Below are 18,029 nucleotides of genomic sequence, written 5' to 3'. Positions count from 1 at the left end.
GGGCCCGCGGTCTGTGACCGTCCGTCAGTTCTGCTTGCGCAGCTCCTGGACGGCGTCCTGCAGGCGCTGGCCGAAGTCGGCGTCGGCCTGGCGGAAGTTGTTCACCGCGCGCTCGACGATGTCGTCGCGGTCGGCCGAGACCTTGGCGATGAAGCCGCTGAGGTTGGCGATCAGGCGGGCCTTCTCGTCCTCCGAGAAGAGGCGGTAGAGGGTGCCGGCCTGGACGTAGTCGTTGTCCTCCAGGTGCGACGGGGCCGCGCTCTCACCGGTGGCACCGGTCAGCGGCACCGAGGCCCAGAGCGGCCGGTCGATCTGCACCGGGCCGCCGAAGGAGTTCGGCTCGTAGTTCTTCGCCCGGCCGTGCCGGCCGTCGTAGAGGTGGCCGTCCCGGCTGTTGGTGTTCGCCTCGGTGGCGTGCGGGCGGTTCACCGGCAGGTGGTCGGCGTTGATGCCGACCCGGTAGCGGTGCGCGTCGCCGTAGCCGAACAGGCGGCCCTGCAGCATCTTGTCCGGCGACGGGCCGATGCCCGGCACGAAGTGGGCCGGCGAGAAGATCGACTGCTCGACCTCGGCGAAGACGTTGTCGGGGTTCCGGTTGAGCTCCAGCTTGCCGATCTCGATCGGCGGGTAGTCCGCGTGCGGCCAGACCTTGGTCAGGTCGAACGGGTTGAAGCGGTAGTTCGCCGCGTCGGCCGCCGGCATGATCTGCACCTGCACGGTCCAGGTCGGGAAGTCGCCGTTCTCGATCGCGGTGCGCAGGTCCCGCTGGTGGCTGTCCGGGTCCTCGCCGGCCAGCACGGCGGCCTCGGCCGCGGTGAGGTTCTTGATGCCCTGGTCGGTCTTGAAGTGGTACTTCACCCAGAAGTACTCGCCGGCCTCGTTCTCCCACTGGAAGGTGTGCGAGCCGTAGCCGTTCATGTGGCGGTAGGACGCCGGGATGCCGCGGTCGCCGAACAGCCAGGTCACCTGGTGGGTCGACTCGGGCGAGAGGCCCCAGAAGTCCCAGACGTTGTCCGCCTCCTGCGAGCCGGTGTACGGGTCGCGCTTCTGGGTGTGGATGAAGTCCGGGAACTTCACCGCGTCCTTGATGAAGAAGATCGGGGTGTTGTTGCCGACGAGGTCGTAGTTGCCCTCCTCGGTGTAGAACTTCAGCGCCCAGCCGCGCGGGTCGCGGACCGCGTCGGCCGACCCGAGGTTGCCCGCGACGGTGGAGAAGCGGATGAAGGTCTCGGTCTGCTTGCCGATCTCGGAGAGGAACTTCGCCCGGGTGTACGGGGTCACGTCCGCCGTGACGGTGAAGGTGCCGTAGGCGCCGGCGCCGCGGGCGTGCACCACGCGCTCCGGGATGCGCTCGCGGTTGAAGTGCGCGAGCTTCTCGAACAGCAGCTGGTCCTGGACCAGCGCCGGTCCGCCCACACCCGCGGTCTCGGTGTTCTGGTTGTCCGAGACCGGCGCACCGGCCTCCGTGGTGAGGATAGGCCGCTCGCTCTGGGTGGTCATGTCGGGATGCCTCCGCGTGATCCGGTCGTACCGTGCCTAAGCTTCGGCTCGATCCTAGCTTGGACTTTGTCTAAGTCAACACTGGAACCAAGTCGAGAACAGGGCTTACCCTGTTGGCATGAGTGACCTGTTGGAAAGACTTCGCGGACGCGGCTGGCGCATGACCTCGCAGCGTCGTGTGGTGGCCGAGGTCCTCGACGGCGACCACGTGCACCTCACCGCCGACGAGGTGCACGCCCGGGCGGTGACCCGCCTCCCCGAGATCAGCCGCGCCACGGTCTACAACACGCTGGGCGAGATGGTCTCCCTCGGCGAGGTGCTGGAGGTCTCCACGGACGGGCGCGCCAAGCGCTACGACCCCAACGCGCGGCACGCCCACCAGCACCTCATCTGCTCGGGTTGCGGCTCCATCCGCGACGTCCACCCCCAGGGTGACCTGATCGCCGCGCTCCCCGCAGCCGAGCGCTTCGGCTATGTCATCTCGGCGGCCGAAGTCACCTACCGAGGCCTCTGTCCTACGTGCAGTCAGGCCTGACGGCCCGGTAGGGGAAGCCGCGGGGGCGCGAGGAACCGCGCGCTCCGGAAGGCCGCCCGGCCGCGACCGAACCACCGTCAGCCAGGTGCACCCGTTGCCGTTCCCCTGTGCGCAGTCCCTCGCGCCCCCGGGTCCGCACCTGCCCGGCGGTCGGCCTCAGGCGCTGAGGTCCGTGTGCAGCGCACCGAGCAGGCGGGCGGCCCGTTCGGTGACCTCCGGGGGGCCGTAGTCGGCGGCCCGGAGGCACCAGGACTCGGCCTGGACCGGCTCGCCCCGGCGCAGGGCCAGCAGGGCCAGCCGCAGGGCGGCCCGGCCGTGACCGGCGTCAGCGGCCAGGGTGTACCAGCCGACCGCCTCGGCCTCCTGGTCCTGACGGGCCAGCAGCAGGCCGAGGTTGAAGGCGGCGCTGCGGCTGCCGGCCTCCGCCGCCCGCCGGTACCAGCTCTCGGCGATCTCCAGCGCGCCGCGCTCGGCGGCCCGCACGCCCATCCGGACCTGCGCCCGGCGGTGCCCGGCGTCGGCCGCGACCGCGTACCAGTGCTCGGCCTCGGCGTCCGCGTCGCCGCGCCGGTCCAGCAGCGAGGCCAGCCGGAAGCAGCCCTCGGCCGAACCGCCCGCCGCCGCCTGCCGGTAGCGCTCCAGGGCACCCGTCAGCTGGCCGCGCTGCTCCTGCACCACGGCCAGCTGGAGCGCGGCCTCGCCGTGCCCCTCCGCCGCGGCGCGCGCGTACCACTCGTGCGCCTGCTGCTGCTCCCCGCGCCCGGCGTGCAGCACCCCCAGGTTGAACGCCCCGTCCACGCTGCCCGCCTCGGCGGCCTTGGAGAACCACGGCTCGGCGCCGGACTCGTCGCCGCGCTGGAGCAGCACCACGGCCAGCGCGTTGCACGCCTCCCGGTGCCCGGCGTAGGCCGCGCGCCGGTACCACTGCTCGGCCTGCGACTCGCGCCCGGCCGCCGCGCAGAGCAGCCCGAGGTTGAAGGCGCCGTTCTGGTCACCCGCCTCCAGGGCGAGGCGGTACCAGCGCTCGGCCTCCACCGCCTCGCCCCGGCCGGCGTGCAGGGCGCCGAGCGCGTTGGCGGCGTTCCCGTCGCCGGCCTCGGCGGCCTCCTGCCACCACTCGGCGGCCAGCGTCAGGTCACCCGCGTCGCGGTGCAGGAAGCCCAGCGCGCAGGCGGCGCGCGCCTCACCGTTCTGCGCCGCCTGCCGGTACCAGCGCGCCGCCTCGTCCAGGTCGCCGCGCTCCTCCAGCAGCACGCCGAGCCGCAGCCCCGCGCGGGCGTGGCTGCGGGCGGCGGCGGTGCGGTACCAGGTCTCGGCGGTCTCCTTGTCGCCCGCCGCCTCCCGCATCCGGGCCAGCCGGTAGGCCGCCTCCCGGTGGCCGGCGTCGGCGGAGACCTTGAACCAGCGCTCGGCGCGCACGTCGCGCCGGTGCTCCATCAGGTCGCCCAGCGCGTAGGCGCCGAGCGGGTGACCGTGCTCGGCGGCGAAGTGCAGCCAGTACTCGGCCGCCTCCTCCTCGCCCTGATCCCGGAGTTGGAGCCCGAGCGCGTGCGCGGCCGGGGCCGAGCCGGCCACCGCCGCCTGCCGCCACCACTGGGCGGCCTCGGCCCGGTGGCCGCGCTGGTGGAGCAGCACGCCGAGGTTGTTGGCGGCGGCCCGCAGACCGGCCGAGGCGGCGCTGCGCAGGTAGGGCTCGGCGTCCTCCAGGTCACCCCGGCGCAGCAGCAGCGCGCCGAGCTGGCTGGCCGCGTTCGGGTCGCCGTCGTCGGCGGCCTGACGGTGCCTCACCTCGAGCGCGGCCTGCTCGCGGGCGGCCAGGGCGGTCTCGAAGCTCATCGGGTCGGACTCGGGCCCGTCGGCGGGCGCGGTGTAGCTGCCGGCGGCGGGCGCGAACTGCCGGGCGGGCACCCGGACCAGGCTGTCGGGTCCGTAGCCGGCCTCCCGGGGCACCGTCAGGCCGCTGGTGCGCTGGGCCGGCAGCGCGGCGGCCGGCTCCTCGCTCTGCGCCCACGCCTCGGTGTCGACCGCCCCCACGGCCGACGTGCCCGCTCTGTCCGGATCGTTCCTTCCGATCAGCCTCATGCCGACTCCCGATTCCCCCGAGTGCCGCGGCATCCGCCGGGGACGACGAGGCTGTGACGGCGACCTCCCCGGGGCATGGGAGTCAACGGCCGTACGGCGTCCCCCACATGCTCCATCGTCGCATCACCCGCAACCCGCGTACACCTGCCCCGGCCAGGTTTGGCGGGAGCGGGCCGAAGCCCGGCGAGATTGCTTCAGCGCTTTGTCGATTTCCCGACACTTGCCCCCCACAAACCCCGGGGACGCATCGTACCGGAGCACGACCCGGACGGGTGAGCCCATTTGACGGGAGTTCAGCTCCCGGGAAGCACCGAAGGCCCGGAGATGAATCTCCGGGCCTTCGGTTCAGAGTAGCGGGGACAGGATTTGAACCTGCGACCTCTGGGTTATGAGCCCAGCGAGCTACCGAGCTGCTCCACCCCGCGTCGTTGTGTGCACAACCGTAGCACGGGGGCGGAGCAGATCGTCAATCCATGGTCATCCGGCCTTCGGCTGCGCCGCCGTGGCGGCGTCCAGGGCGGCCTTCAGCGCCTTCTGGGCCTCGCCGTACTTGGCCCAGTCGCCATCCTTGCGCGCCTGCTCCATGTCGTTGAAGGCCTTCTGCGCGTCGGCCACCGCCTGCTGCTGCGACGGGCTGCCGGTGCCCGGACTGGGCGAGGGCGAGGGCGTCGGCGTGGGCGTGGTGGTGCCCGGGTTGGGCGTCGGGGTGGTGGTCCCCGGGGTGGTCGGCGCGGTCGGCGTGGTGCCGGTGGTCGCATTGCCGAGCACCTTCTTCAGCGCCTCCTCCAGGGTGCTCTCGAAGGCCACGTTGTCGTTCCCGTAGACCGCCAACACCCGCTGGAGCACCGGGTAGTTGGCGCCTCGGCCGCGCACGTAGACCGGCTCGATGTTGAGCAGGCCGCCACCGACCGGGAGGGTCAGCAGGTTGCCGTACTCGACCTCGGAGTCGCCGCCGATCTTCAGCGTGTTCAGCTTGTTCGCCACGTCGGCGTTGGAGTTGAACTGCGACTGCACCAGCTTGGGGCCGAGCGTGTTGGAGTCACCGGGCACCTTGAGGATGCGGATCTTCCCGTACTCGGGCCCCGGGTCGGCGCTGACGGCCATGAAGGCGGCCAGGTTGTCCCGCTTGCTGGGCACGAAGGTGGTGGTCAGCGAGAAGCTCGCCTGCGCCGCCTCCGGCATCCGCACCGTCATGTAGTACGGCGGCTGCACGTCACCGGAGTTGGTGGTCGGGTCGACCGGGACCTGCCAGATGTCGGTGCCGTTGAAGAAGGAGTTGGCGTCCGTCATGTGGTACTGGCCCAGCAGGTCGCGCTGCACCTTGAACATGTCCTGCGGGTACCGCAGGTGCGGCATCAGCGTGGCCGGGATCTTGTCCTTGGCCTCGACGGTGCCGGGGAAGGCCTTCATCCAGGTCTTCAGCACCGGGTCGGCGTCGTCCCACTGGTAGAGCGTCACCTCACCGGTGTAGGCGTCCACGGTCGCCTTCACCGAGTTCCGGATGTAGTTGACCTTGTTGACCGTGGTGAGCGTGCGCCCGCGCTGGTCGGTCAGCGAGTCCTTGGTGACGTCGCCCAGGGTGGTCTTGGAGGCGAACGGGTAGCCGTCCGAGGTGGTGTAGCCGTCCAGCACCCAGACCAGCTTGCCGTCCTGCACCACCGGGTACGGGTCGGCGTCGATCGACAGCCACGGGGCGACCTTCTCCACCCGCTCCTTCGGGGTCCGGTCGTAGATCACCTTGGCGCCGTCGGTGATGGCACCGGCGTAGAGGATCTGCGGCTCGGCGAAGCGCACCGCGTAGGCGGCCCGGGTGAACGGGTTGTCCAGCGAGACCCCGCTGGCGCCGGTGTACTTGTAGGTCTTGTCACCGTTGTCGGTGGAGTAGTCGATCTCCTCGTTGGAGCCGCCGACGATGGAGTAGGTCTTGGTCTCCTCGCCGTAGTAGATCCGCTGCTGGTAGTCGCCCAGCGCACCGGTGGACGGCAGGCCGGATTCGGTGAAGACCGGCTGGCCCTTGTCGTTGACCTGGTTGCCCTTGGCCGAGACGACGCCGTAGCCGTGGGTGTACTTGAAGTGGTCGTTGATCCAGTTCCGCTGCTGGACGCCGTTCAGGTCCAGCTCGCGCAGACCGATCACGGTGTCCTGGCCGCCGGCCTGCCCGTTGTTGTACCGGTCGACGTCCAGGGTCTTCGGGAACTTGTAGTACGACCGCTGCTGCTCGATCTGCTGGAAGGTCGGCGAGACCACGTTCGGGTCCAGCAGCCGGATGTCGGCGATGGTCTGCGCGTCCTGCTTGAGCGCCTCGGTCGAGGTGGACGCCTTCGGCGAGTACTGCTGGGTGTCACTGTCGGCGATGCCGTACGCCTGCCGGGTGGCGTCGATGTTCTTCTGGATGTACGGCGTCTCCTTGGCCTGCTCGTTCGGCTTGACCTGGAACTGCTGCACGATCGCCGGGTAGAGCCCGCCGATCAGCACCGCCGAGAGCGCCATCAGCCCGAAGCCGATCAGGGCCGGGGCCCAGGTCTTGCGGATCGGGGTGAGGAAGAACAGCGCCGCGCAGATGATGGCGACGAAGAACAGGATGGTCTTGGCCGGCAGGAACGCGTTCGCGTCCACGTAGCGCAGCCCGGTCCAGCCGTCGACGCCCTTGTATGCACCGGACTTCACCGCCAGCGCGTACCGGTCCAGCCAGTACGCGACGGCCTTCAGCAGCACGAACACGCCGAGCAGCACCGCCAGGTGGCCCTGCGCGCCCGGGCTGGCCTTGCGGCCGGGGCCCTGCAGGCGCAGACCGCCGTAGAGGTAGTGCACCAGCGTGGCGGCCAGCAGCGAGACGATCACCGCGCTGAACGCGAAGCCGAGCACGAACTCGTACCAGGGCAGCTCGAAGGCGTAGAACGAGACGTCCAGGTGGAACTGACTGTCCTTCACCCCGAACGGCGTCTGGTTGGTCCACAGCATCCAGGTCCGCCACTGCCCGGCGGCGGCGGCGCCGGCCACCAGGCCGGTGAGCAGCGAGACCGCGATCAGCAGCCACTTGCGGTACGGGGCGACGCCCATCCGGTAGCGGTCCAGGCTCTGCTGCTCGACCGACATCGCGGCCAGCGGCGGGCGGAGCCGGTGCGCCAGCCAGACGTTCAGGCCGACCACCAGCGCCATCGCCAGGCCGAAGACGGCGAACAGGCCGATCTTGGTCCAGAGCTGGGAGGTGAAGACCGAGGAGTAGTGGAGCGACTTGAACCAGAGCCAGTCCGTCCACAGACCCGCGAACATCACGAACAGTAGGAACAGCACGGCGAGCACGCCTGCGGTCAGCAGGAGCACGCGGGTGCGGCGGGAGGGCGGGCCGACTCTGGCGCGGAAGCCCGGGCCTTGCGGGCGGTCCGGCATCTGGAAAACCAAGGGGGCACCTCTGGTGTGTCGTGTCGTCAGGTTTCGGGCGGGTCTCCATGCAACTTAATGGCTCTTTACCTGAGTTCCCACGGTTCACCACGACTTCGCCCGGCGTAACCCCGGCCCCTGCCTACTCCGTCCGGTCCACTCCCGGGCCGGGCGCCCGCCGCGGGGCGGTCCCGGACCACGCCCTCGCCTGCGCGGAGCGTCCCCGCCGCCGTGTGAGGATGGAGCCATGTCCGATGCCCTTGATGCCCTGGCCGGCGGCAAGCCCCCCGCCGCCTCCCCGCTGACCCGCGCCGCGCTGGAGATCGACGAGTACGCCGCCACCCTCGGCTGGGACCTGCCGACCCGGCTGTTCGCGCTGGTCGACAGCGCCGCCCTGCGCCGTCAGGACCCGAGGCTGGCCAAGCAGCTCGGGCTGACCGCCGCCGACGACGGGCTGACCCCGGTCGAGCAGGACGAGCTGCCCGCCGGCATGGAGCTGGACAAGTTCCTCGGCACCATCGCCTGGCCCGACCAGGTGGCCGGCTGCGCGCTGGTGGTGGAGCGTCAGATGCTGCCGCCGGGCGCCGAGCAGACCCGCCCGAAGAACGCCACCGAGGCCCAGATCGCCGAGTGGGCGGCCAACCAGCCGAACCGCGAGGAGGTCCGGATCACCGCGGCCGTGCTGCGCGACGGCAAGAAGGAGATCGCGCTGCGGCTGCGCTCCAAGGACGTCGCCCGCGAGGTGCTGACCGGCCCGGACCTGGTGCCCGGCCTGACCGAGGCGCTGCTCGCCACCTTCTCCTGAGGCTGACGCCCGGTCAGGAGGCGGTGCAGGACGGCAGCCCGTCCGGCTTGCCCTCCCGGATCAGGTCCAGCGACTTCAGTGCGCTGTCGAGGGTCTCCGCCTTCACCAGGCGGAGGCCCTCCGGCGTGTTCTTGGACGCCTCGGCGCAGTTGTCGGCCGGGGTGAAGAAGTACTGGGCGCCCTTGTCCCGGGCGGCGATCAGCTTCATCGAGATGCCGCCGATCGGACCGACCCTGCCCTCGTCGGTGATGGTGCCGGTGCCGGCCACGAACTTCCCGCCGGTCAGGTCGGTCGGGGTCAGCTTGTCCACGATGCCGAGCGCGAACATCAGCCCGGCGCTCGGGCCGCCGACGTCCTGCAGCCCGATCTCGATCTTGAACGGGTAGGTGTGGTTCACCCGGGGGCGGATGCCCACGATCGCCCGGTCGGAGTCCGGCGCCTTGGCGGTGGTGACGGTGATCCGCTGCTGGTCGGCCTGGTTCGCGGCGGCCCCGTCCGTGCCCTTCGGCAGCACGGTGAAGACCACGTCCTCGCCCGGCTTGTGCTTGGTGACCAGCTCGGCCACCTGGCTGTCGCTGGTGATGGTGGTGCCGTCCACCGCGATGATCCGGTCGCCCGCGTGCAGCTTGCCGTCCGACGGTCCCCCCGCCACCACGGAGTTGACGACCACCTCGGAGCCGATCGGGATGCCCAGCTGGTTCAGCGCGGCGGTCTTGGCGCTGTCCTCGGAGGAGGCGAACTCCTCCGCGTTCTGCTGCTGCGCCTCCTGGTCGGTCTGCCCCTCGGGGTAGACGTTGCCGTGCGGCACCACCAGGACGTCGCCACGCAGCCAGCCGACCACCGCCGAGACCAGGCTGGGCTCGTACTTGGCGCCCGTCACCTGAACCGTCGTCATGTTCAGGTGCCCGCTGGTCGGGTAGCTCTCGTGCCCGGTGATCTGGATCACCGGCTTGTCGCTGTTCTCCTGCATCCCGAGCGTGTTGTACGTCGGGCCGGGGCTCATCTCCGTGTACGGCACCTTCATCAAGACCGACGCGCAGAGCAGTGCTATCAGCAGCAGGGTGGCGGCGAGCATCGTCGCGGAGCGGCGTGGCATGGGACCGACAGTACGGGACGGACCCCCCTCCGTGCCGCCCGGGTCACCGGTCCCGTTCGCCGCCACCGCCGGAGGTGCTGCGCTCCATCGCCGCCTTGAACCGCTGGTGCTCCGCGAGCGAGGCCGGGTCCCCGGTGGCCCGGGGCGTGCGGGCGGCCCAGCCGGCCCAGACCATGGCGCAGAGCGCCGCCACCACAGGAATGATCAACCAGGCGAGCGCAGCCATGTCCCCAACTCCCAGCTCGTCGTTCGTATGAGCAGATTAACCACCCGGGAGTCCAACGGTGACGGCGCCATTCGGGTTACGGCACGGGGATCGCACTCAGCTCGGCGGAGTATTCGTAGGACCGGGTGCGCCCGAACGTGCCCCGGGGCGACCGGACGGGTGAGCGGGCGCGGGCGTGCGGGGTGACCGGCCGTCAGCAGGAGCCGGCGCCGACCCACTCCTCCTCGCCGTCGGCGAAGACCTGGTGCTTCCAGATCGGCACCTCGTGCTTGAGGTCGTCGATCAGCCGCCGGGCCGCCGCGAACGCCTCGCCCCGGTGCGGGCAGGAGACGGCCACGATCACCGCCTTGTCGGTGATCTCCAGCCGGCCCACCCGGTGCACCGCGGCGAGCGCCCGGACCGGGAACTCGGCGACGATCTTCTCGGCGATCCGGCGCATCTCCGCCTCGGCGCTCGGGTGCGCGCTGTACTCCAGCGCGGAGACCGACTTGCCGCCGTCGTGGTCCCGCACGGTGCCGACGAAGACCGTGGTGCCGCCGGCCGCGTCGTCACCGACCGCTTCGTACACCTCGTCCAGCGAGAGCGGGGTCTCACGGATCGCCAGCAGGCGGATGGGGTCGTGGTTCTCGGACATGCTCCCCATGATTCCTCATCCCCCCGGGCCCGCGACAAGGCCCTTCCGCATCACGATTGGAGCATTCCGCTCTGCGGAAGTCCCTCGCTCGGCCGACGCTCCGTCAGATCCGCCGCCGCTTGCGCATCTGCCGCACCAGGGCCGCCGTGCCGACCAGCGCCACGGTCGCGCCCGCCGCGCCCAGCCCGGCCGTCGCCTCCTTGCCGCCGAGCCGCCGCCCGGCCACCGCGTGCTTGCCCGTGACCTGCTCCAGCAGCTCGGCCAGCACCTCCTCGTTGCTGTGCACCGGCCGCCAGCCGGCCTCGTACAGCCGCGAGCCGGAGACCACCCACGGGTACATGGTGTACGCCAGGTCGCCCGCCGGAGCCGGGGTGAGGCCCAGCCGGTGCAGCCGGGCGGCGGTGCCCAGCGCCAGGGCGGCGGGCAGCTCCATCCGGCGGATGCCGGAGAGCGCCTCCACCTCCTCCTGCTCCAGCCAGCCGTCGCAGCCGACCGTCACCTCGCCCTCGACCAGGCCGAGCACCGCGTACTCCAGTGCCGCCGCCAGGTCGTCCACGTGGCAGAACTGCCAGCACGGCCGGGAGCCCGCCACCACCAGCAGCCGGGGCGCCTCGAAGTGCCGGGTCAGCACCGTGTCGATGCCCGGGCCGACCACCACGGCCGGCCGCAGCACGGTCACCTGGAGCCCCGGGTGCGCCCGGGGCGCCCGGCGGGCCAGCCGCTCGATCTCCAGCAGGTCGCCGACCAGCGACGCCTCCTCGGTGGCCCGCAGCTCGGCCGACTCGGCCAGCGGCACCTCGTTGTCCGGCAGCGCGCCGTAGACCATCGCCGAGGTGCAGAGCACCACCCGGGAGACCCCGGAGGCGGCAGCGGCGGTGATCACCGTCTGCGCGCCCCGCACGTTGTACGCGCTCCGGGCGCGCGGGTCGGACTCCATGCCCAGGTCCATCGCCAGGTGCACCACCACGTCCACCCCGGCCAGCCGTTCGGCCACCGCCGGGTCACGGACGTCCAGCACCCGCCACTGCACCCCGGGCACCTCACCGCGCCGGTCGTCCAGCGCCAGCACCTTGCGCACCGAGGGGGAGGCGACCAGCCGGGCGGCCACCCGCTCCCCGAGCACTCCGGCGGCGCCGGTCACGGCCACGGTCAACGGCTTGCCGCCGTAGGCTGGAGGCGGCGAACCCGCGGTGGCAGGGACGTCCTCTCCTCCGGTCAGCCCAGAGCGAACGTCCGAGGGCGGGGAACTCACCGGCCATCCTCCACGGTTAGCTTATGTGCGTACGTACGAGTGTCTTGTACGTCCATCCTGCCCGAGGCACGGCCCCGGCGGTGCACCCGGCGCGGTCGGGCCGCGTTCCCGCCGGTGGTTTTCCCCGGGCTTCGCAGCCCCCGCCACACCACTTGCGTGACGGCCGACCGGATCGAGGACCCCGTGAGCGACCTTCCCTTCGGATTCGGCGTTCCCCCCGAGGAGCCCGAGGACGGCAAGGCCAAGGGCGACAAGGACAAGAAGGACGAGAGCTCCGGCGGCGGCTCGCCGCAGCAGCCCTTCGGCTTCGGCGGGGCCAATCCGTTCGGCGCACTCTTCGGCATGGGCGCCCCCGGTGCGGGCTCCGGCGCCCCTGGGGACAACCCGTTCGGGGCGATGTTCGGCAACCTGAACCCGAACGACCTCGGCGCCGCCTTCCAGCAGCTCGGCCAGATGCTCTCCTTCGAGGGCGGGCCGGTCAACTGGGACCTGGCCCGGGACATCGCCCGGCAGACCGTGGTCGCCGAGCAGCCCGAGGGCAAGAGCAAGGACCGCTCGGTCAGCGCGGCCGAGCGCTCGGCGGTGGCCGAAGCGGTCCGGCTGGCCGACCTCTGGCTGGACTCCGCCACCGAGTTCCCGTCCGGGGCCGGCACCGCCGTGGCCTGGAGCCGGGCCGAGTGGGTGGAGGCCACCCTGCCGGTCTGGAAGGACCTGGTGGACCCGGTGGCCGAGCGGGTCGGCAACGCCATGGGCGGCGTGCTGCCCGAGGAGATGCAGGCGATGGCCGGGCCGCTGATGGGCATGATGCGCTCGATGGGCGGCGCGATGTTCGGCACCCAGATCGGCCAGGCGCTGGGCGCGCTGGCCGCCGAGGTGGTCGGCTCCACCGACGTCGGCCTGCCGCTGGCCCCGGCCGGCAAGGCCGCGCTGCTGCCGCAGAACGTGGCCGAGTTCGGCGAGGGCCTGAGCGTGCCCGCCGACGAGGTCCGGCTCTACCTGGCCCTGCGCGAGGCCGCCCACCAGCGCCTCTTCGCCCACGTGCCGTGGCTGCGGGCCCACCTGTTCGGCGCCGTCGAGGCGTACGCGCGCGGCATCAAGGTGGACACCACCCGGATGGAGGAGCTGGTCGGCCAGCTCGACCCGGCCAACCCCGAGGCGCTCCAGGAGGCCCTGGGCAACGGACTGCTCCAGCCCGAGGACACCCCCGAGCAGAAGGCCGCGCTGGCCCGGCTGGAGACCGCGCTCGCGCTGGTCGAGGGCTGGGTGGACGCGGTGGTGCACGCCGCCGCCGAGCCGCACCTGCCGCAGGCCGGCGCGCTGCGCGAGACCGTCCGCCGCCGCCGGGCGGCCGGCGGCCCGGCCGAGCAGACCTTCGCCACCCTGGTCGGCCTGGAGCTGCGCCCGCGCCGCCTGCGGGACGCCTCCCGGCTCTGGGCCTCGCTGGCCGACGCCCGGGGCGTGGAGGGCCGGGACGCGCTCTGGCAGCACCCCGACATGCTGCCCACCGCCGCCGACCTGGACGACCCGGACGGCTTCGTCCACCCCGGCACCGGCGGTTCGCTGGAGGGCGGCATCGACTTCTCCGAGCTGGACAAGATGCTCGGCGAGGCGGCGGCCGGCTCCGACGGCACCGCGAAGAACGACGAGGGCAAGAACGACGAGGGCAAGGGCGAGGACGGCAAGTGAGCACCACGCTGCACGCGGACGCGGTCCGGGCGCTGACCGACTGGACCGTGGCCGACACCGGGCAGGACCGGCTCCGGCAGGACTACCTGGCCCACCTGGCCGCCGAGCCCGAGGGCCTGTGGCGCTCCTGCCTGCCCGCCCACATCACCGCCAGCGCCCTGGTGGTCGACCCGGCGGCCGGGCGGGTGCTGCTGACCCTGCACCCCAAGGTCGGCCTCTGGCTGCAGATGGGCGGCCACTGCGAGCCCGGTGACGCCACGCTGGCCGCCGCCGCGCTGCGCGAGGCCACCGAGGAGTCCGGCATCGCCGGGCTGGAGCTGCTGGCCGTCGGGGGCGAGCCGGTGCCGGTGAAGCTGGACCGGCACACCGTCCGCTGCGCCGGCAAGGACCGGCCGGAGAACGTCCACCTGGACGTCCAGTACATCGCGCTGGCCCCGGCCGGGGCGCAGGAGCTGATCAGCGAGGAGTCGCTGGACCTGCGCTGGTTCCCGCTGGACGCCGTGCCGGAGCCGACCGACGACGCGCTGCGCGAACTCGTCGAGCTGGCCCGGAAACTGACGGCCGCTTAGGACGTTCCCGCCCGGACCTTCCGGGCGCCCCCGCCCACCCCTGGTGCCTCCTGCCCGCGCGACCGCGCTGTGGGCAGGAGGCACCGGGGTGGGGCGTGAGATCAGGTCACCGGGCAGGCGTCGGCGGTGGTGAGCAGCGCCGCGCCGCTCTGGGCGACGGTCAGCCGGGTCCCCGTGAGCAGGGTCAGCGAGAGCGCGGTGACGCGGGTGCCCTTGCCGCCGGCCAGCGGTGTCTGCTGGTTGACGACCAGTGAGCCGACCAGCGGGAGGCCGATGGTGGTGTTCGGCGCCGCGTCGGCCGAGACGCTCACCCCGGCGACCCGCAGGTTGACCAGGGTGGTCGCGCCGTCGGTGGTGACCGTGCCCGGCCCGTCGGTGCTGAGCGCCTGCCGGGCCCGGGCCGAGGTGCCGACCAGGTCGGCGGTGATCAGGCCGCCGAGCAGGTTCACCCCGGCGGCCTGGGCGTGGGCCGAGGCCGTGCGGGTGCCGTCGGGGTCGACGGTGCCGGCGGCGTCGGTGCTGAGGGCGCCCAGGGTGCCCACGGCACCGAGCCCGGCGCCGAGCACCGCGTCGGCGTCCTCGCCCGGCAGCGGGGTGCAGGAGTGCGCGGACAGGGGCAGCGGGCCGATGGTGGTCAGCGGGGAGGTGAGCCGCACGCCGTGCGCCCGGGCGTCAAAGACCGGGGCGGTGAAGGTCACCGAGGTGCAGCCGGGCGGGTCGAGGCCGATCCGGGCGGTCACCGCCGGGGCGCACACCTGGTAGGTGCCACCGGTGAGCGAGGTCAGCCGGACGGTGGCGGTGCAGGAGGTCTGCCCGGCCGCCAGGTCGCCGTGCACGGCTACGGTGCCCGGCCCCGCGTTCACGGCGGTGGCGTCGGGGCCGCAGTCGGTGGTGGGGCCGGCCGGGTCGAGGACCAGGCCGGCGGGCAGCTGGGCGGTGAAGGACCAGCCCTTCTTGGCGGCCAGCTCACTGGTGTTGGTGACGGTGAAGGTGAGCGTGGTGGGCGCGCCGACGGGCAGCTGGGCGGGGGCGAACGCCTGGTCGAGCTGCGGGGTGGCGTCCAGCAGCCGGATGTTGTCGACCGCGCCGTCGTTGCCGCCGCCGCTGGCCTGCTCGTTGACCAGCCGGATGCCGGCCGAATCACCGCTGAACAGGACCGAGCCGTTGCTGGCGTAGGTGCCCACCGCGGTGCCGCCGATGACCTGCCCGGGATTCTGGCAGGGGTCGATGGGCGAGCTGAACGCGGCGCGCGGGGTGCCTCCGTCCAGCAGGTAGAAGGCGAGCAGCGGGTGGCTGGCGAAGCAGTTCTGGGCGGCTGCGTCCACCGAGAAGGTGAGGAAGCGGTTCTGCGCGCCCAACGGGATCGGTTGCACGGTCTCCAGCTGGGTGCGCCCGGCACCCGGGTCGCCGGCCGTGTAGGCGGTGAGCGAGTGGTTGGTGGCGGCGTCGCCGCCCGCCCAGGTGCCCAGCGCGGCGGCCATCTGCTTGTTGGCCGCCCAGAAGCTGCCGCAGTAGACGCCGGGCGGCGGCGAGCCCGGGGCCTGGGCGGAGACGATCAGGCCGTTGCAGGCGGTCAGCCAGGCCGGGTCGGCGGTGTACTGCTCGCCGGTCGGCGGGGCGCCGGTGTAGTCGGTCAGCGTCGTGACCGGCGCGCCCTGGCCGTTCTCGAACCCCTCGGTGAACACGGTCACCGGCGCGCTCGGCGTGCCCGGGCTGCCGGGCGCGTTCGCCGCGGCCGGGGCGACCGCGGCCAGCGACCCGGCGGCCAGCGCGACGACGCCCAGCACGGCCGTCGCCGCCCGGCTCCGCCAGCGGCCACCGGGCCCGCCGCGTGCCGTGACAACCCCCCTCGGTCCGGAACTCCTCATGCCGCTCCCCTTCCCGCCGCCCGCCCGCTCGCCGCAGCCACCCCGCACCGATGCGGCGGACGTCCCCGGCCACTCTCCCGGCCGACCGGCCCTTCGCACACCGGCGTGCGGCGCCCCGGCCGGTGCGGAGGCGAGCGCGTGCGCCGTGTGAGCCGGTGCGTGCTGCCGAGAGCCCGTAGGGCCCGGGGTGGGTGAGGCCGGGCGCCTTCCTCGGCCCGGGCGGGCAGGTGGTGAGGCCTCCCGACGTCCGGGAGGAACTCCCCGGGCCTGTCCGACACTTCCGACACCTTCCGACGTCTCCCGGCGGATCAGGGCGGGTCGTCCGGTGCGGGCAGTCGGGGCCGTCGGGCGGGGCGGCCCGGCGGGGGCCGTCGGGCGGGGCGGGCGCTAGACCGCCGCCTCCTCGTCACTGTCCTCACGGGCCTGCGGGAGCCTCGGGGCGGCGGCCACGCCCTCCAGGTACCCGCGGGCCCGCTCGGTGCGCGGGTAGGAGGCCAGCAGGGCCCAGAAGGCGGGGCCGTGGTCGGCCTCCAACAAGTGCGCCAGCTCGTGCAGCAGCACGTAGTCGACCACGTACTCGGGCATCCCCCGGAGGCGGTGGGAGAGCCGGATGCTGCCCTCGGCCGGGGTGCAGGAGCCCCAGCGGGAGTTCTGGTTGGTGACCCAGCGGACCACGGCGGGGCGGGCCCGGCCGTCCAGGTAGGCCGCCGAGAGCCGCTCGGCCCGGGCCGCGAGCTCGGCGTCCCCGCCGAGCTGGCGGCGGCTCTCCTGCTTCGCCAGCCGCTCCACCATCCGGGCCACCCAGCGCCGCTCCTCGGCCATCGACATCCGGGCCGGGATCAGCACCACCGTGCGGTCGCCCTCGCGGTAGGCGGAGACGGTGCGGCTGCGGCGCGCGCTGCGCCGGACCTCCACCTGCGGCCCGGCCTCCGCCGGCCCGGCGGAGCCGCTCCGCGCCGTCGGGCCGTCCTGCTCGGTCGGGCCCTGCCGCCGGGAGTGCTGTTCGGTCGCCATGCCCACCGACGGTACCTCCCGGTACCGACGGACGGGCCCGGCCCGGGCGGGCGCGTCACCTCGGTGCCGCTTCGTTATCCACAGGCTGTGCAGAACGATCGTCATACCGGCGGACCTGGCCTGTGGACAGCGCGGTCCGGGTCGGCCGCCGGATCGGGCATCCTGCTGGTCAGGCAACGTCAGCCGGTCCTGCCGGCGGTCCCGGAGGTGTCCCGTGCGTCCGATGGTGAAGCCCGCGCTCTCCCGCCTCTGGCGGGACGGATCGACCCTGCAGTTCGGCACCGTGCACCGGCACGCCCGGGTGGTGGAGGAGGTCGGCCAGCCGGTGGCCGCCTTCCTGGAGCTGGTGGACGGCAGCCGGGAGCGGCCGGCCCTGCTGGAGGCTGGGGAGAAGCTCGGGCTGGGGCGGGAGCTGGCCGGGGAGCTGCTCGGTTCGCTGGAGCAGGCCGGGCTGCTGGACGACGCCGAGGCCGGCCAGGCCGCGCTCGGCGCCTACCCGGTAGCCCGGCAGGAGTTGCTCGGTCCTGACGTGGCGTCACTCTCCCTGGTGCACCCGGCCCCCGGCGAGGCCCCGGCGGTGCTGCGCGGCCGGGCCGCCGCCCGGGTGGAGATCCACGGGGCCGGCCGGGTCGGTGCCGCGATCGGGGCGGTGCTGGCCGCCGGGGGCGTCGGCACCGTCACCCTGACCGACCGGGGCCGGGTGACCGCCCGGGACTGCTCCCCCGCCGGGTACGCCCCGGCCGACGTCGGCCGGCTGCGCACCACCGCCGCCAGGGAGGTGGTGCACCGCACCTCCGGCACCCCCGCCGCCCAGCGCCGCAGCCGCCGTCCCGGCGCGGAGCCGCCGCCCGCCCTGGTGGTGCTGGCCCCCAGGGACGGCGCCGGGGCCTTCGCCGGGGTCGCCCCCGAGGCGCACCGGCTGATGCGCGCCGGGGTCCCGCACCTCTACGTCGGGGTGCTGGAGCACCTCGGGGTGGTCGGCCCGCTGGTGCTTCCGGGCGCCTCGGCCTGCGGCGCCTGCGCCACCCTGACCAGACGGGACGAGGACGAGGCCTGGCCCCGGCTGCTGGCCCAGCTCGGCGAGGACGGCGCGGGCCGCCCCCGCACCCCCGCCTGCGACAGCGCGCTGGCCACCGCCGTGGCCGGGCTGGCCGCCCTGCACGTGGAGCTCTGGCTGGACGGCGTCCGCCCGCCCAGTGTGGACGGCTGGTGCGAGGTCTCGGCCGCCGACGGGATGGCCCGCCGGCTGCGGCTGCCCACCCACGCCGCCTGCGGCTGCACCTGGCCCTCCGGCCCCCCGGTGCACCGCACCGAGGTGATCACCCCACCCGGCTGACCGGCCCCGCCCGGCCACCGCTGATCCGCCTGTCACAGTCCGGCC

The 18,029-nt window shown here is 73.3% G+C and carries 14 protein-coding genes and 1 tRNA gene; 5 read left to right on the top strand and 10 right to left on the bottom strand.

What is annotated here, in order from left to right:
- Positions 1 to 24: 24 nt before the first annotated feature.
- Complete coding sequence (locus ACIRBX_RS21090) at positions 25 to 1,500, bottom strand: catalase (RefSeq protein WP_402298578.1); 1,476 nt, start codon at positions 1,498 to 1,500, stop codon at positions 25 to 27.
- Positions 1,501 to 1,618: 118 nt separating this feature from the next.
- Here ACIRBX_RS21090 and ACIRBX_RS21085 point away from each other — a divergent pair, with 118 nt between their 5' ends.
- Entirely contained in the window at positions 1,619 to 2,035 is a 417-nt protein-coding gene (locus ACIRBX_RS21085; protein ID WP_402298577.1) for a Fur family transcriptional regulator, read from the top strand.
- 156 nt (positions 2,036 to 2,191) lie between these two features.
- Here ACIRBX_RS21085 and ACIRBX_RS21080 read toward each other — a convergent pair whose 3' ends face one another.
- From ACIRBX_RS21080 to ACIRBX_RS21070, 3 genes are all read right to left on the bottom strand, one after another.
- The gene (locus ACIRBX_RS21080) at positions 2,192 to 3,871 is read right to left on the bottom strand and encodes a tetratricopeptide repeat protein (RefSeq protein WP_402298796.1); all 1,680 of its coding nucleotides are present in this window, start codon (positions 3,869 to 3,871) and stop codon (positions 2,192 to 2,194) included.
- 597 nt (positions 3,872 to 4,468) lie between these two features.
- A tRNA-Met gene (locus ACIRBX_RS21075) sits at positions 4,469 to 4,542 on the bottom strand.
- Between the two features lie 52 nt (positions 4,543 to 4,594).
- Positions 4,595 to 7,507 carry a UPF0182 family protein gene (locus tag ACIRBX_RS21070; RefSeq protein WP_402298795.1) on the bottom strand — a complete coding sequence of 971 codons (2,913 nt, stop codon included), beginning with the start codon at positions 7,505 to 7,507 and terminating at the stop codon, positions 4,595 to 4,597.
- A 238-nt stretch (positions 7,508 to 7,745) separates the two neighbouring features.
- Between ACIRBX_RS21070 and ACIRBX_RS21065 the strand changes: the two genes are divergently transcribed.
- Positions 7,746 to 8,303 carry a PPA1309 family protein gene (locus ACIRBX_RS21065; RefSeq protein WP_402298576.1) on the top strand — a complete coding sequence of 186 codons (558 nt, stop codon included), beginning with the start codon at positions 7,746 to 7,748 and terminating at the stop codon, positions 8,301 to 8,303.
- A gap of 13 nt (positions 8,304 to 8,316) precedes the next feature.
- Here the strand turns inward: ACIRBX_RS21065 and ACIRBX_RS21060 are convergent, their stop codons facing one another.
- From ACIRBX_RS21060 to ACIRBX_RS21045, 4 genes are all read right to left on the bottom strand, one after another.
- Entirely contained in the window at positions 8,317 to 9,399 is a 1,083-nt protein-coding gene (locus tag ACIRBX_RS21060) for a PDZ domain-containing protein (protein WP_402298575.1), read from the bottom strand.
- A 43-nt stretch (positions 9,400 to 9,442) separates the two neighbouring features.
- On the bottom strand, positions 9,443 to 9,625 hold the full coding sequence (locus ACIRBX_RS21055; protein WP_402298574.1) for a hypothetical protein: 183 nt from the start codon (positions 9,623 to 9,625) through the stop codon (positions 9,443 to 9,445).
- A 193-nt stretch (positions 9,626 to 9,818) separates the two neighbouring features.
- Positions 9,819 to 10,268, bottom strand: coding sequence for a molybdenum cofactor biosynthesis protein MoaE (locus tag ACIRBX_RS21050; protein ID WP_402298573.1), 450 nt, complete (start codon positions 10,266 to 10,268; stop codon positions 9,819 to 9,821).
- 94 nt (positions 10,269 to 10,362) lie between these two features.
- Positions 10,363 to 11,511 (bottom strand): NAD-dependent epimerase/dehydratase family protein, encoded by a 1,149-nt coding sequence (locus tag ACIRBX_RS21045; protein ID WP_402298572.1) that lies wholly within the window; start codon positions 11,509 to 11,511, stop codon positions 10,363 to 10,365.
- 183 nt (positions 11,512 to 11,694) lie between these two features.
- Here ACIRBX_RS21045 and ACIRBX_RS21040 point away from each other — a divergent pair, with 183 nt between their 5' ends.
- A complete protein-coding gene (locus ACIRBX_RS21040) occupies positions 11,695 to 13,197 on the top strand; it encodes a zinc-dependent metalloprotease (RefSeq protein ID WP_402298571.1) in 1,503 nt (500 codons plus the stop codon).
- Positions 13,194 to 13,766: an NUDIX hydrolase gene (locus tag ACIRBX_RS21035; RefSeq protein WP_402298570.1), complete on the top strand. Its 573-nt coding sequence runs from the start codon at positions 13,194 to 13,196 to the stop codon at positions 13,764 to 13,766. The genes ACIRBX_RS21040 and ACIRBX_RS21035 overlap by 4 nt, the downstream gene beginning before the upstream one ends.
- A gap of 101 nt (positions 13,767 to 13,867) precedes the next feature.
- Here ACIRBX_RS21035 and ACIRBX_RS21030 read toward each other — a convergent pair whose 3' ends face one another.
- Entirely contained in the window at positions 13,868 to 15,553 is a 1,686-nt protein-coding gene (locus ACIRBX_RS21030) for a choice-of-anchor P family protein (protein WP_402298569.1), read from the bottom strand.
- A gap of 468 nt (positions 15,554 to 16,021) precedes the next feature.
- The gene (locus tag ACIRBX_RS21025; RefSeq protein ID WP_402298568.1) at positions 16,022 to 16,648 is read right to left on the bottom strand and encodes a M48 family metallopeptidase; all 627 of its coding nucleotides are present in this window, start codon (positions 16,646 to 16,648) and stop codon (positions 16,022 to 16,024) included.
- A gap of 223 nt (positions 16,649 to 16,871) precedes the next feature.
- On the opposite strand from ACIRBX_RS21025, the gene ACIRBX_RS21020 reads away from it, so the two are divergent.
- Positions 16,872 to 17,984 (top strand): ThiF family adenylyltransferase, encoded by a 1,113-nt coding sequence (locus ACIRBX_RS21020; protein WP_402298567.1) that lies wholly within the window; start codon positions 16,872 to 16,874, stop codon positions 17,982 to 17,984.
- The last annotated feature ends 45 nt before the right edge of the window (positions 17,985 to 18,029 follow it).

Source organism: Kitasatospora sp. NPDC096147 (assembly GCF_044763225.1).
Taxonomy (GTDB): domain Bacteria; phylum Actinomycetota; class Actinomycetes; order Streptomycetales; family Streptomycetaceae; genus Kitasatospora.
This window is presented reverse-complemented; position numbering and strand designations above follow the sequence as displayed.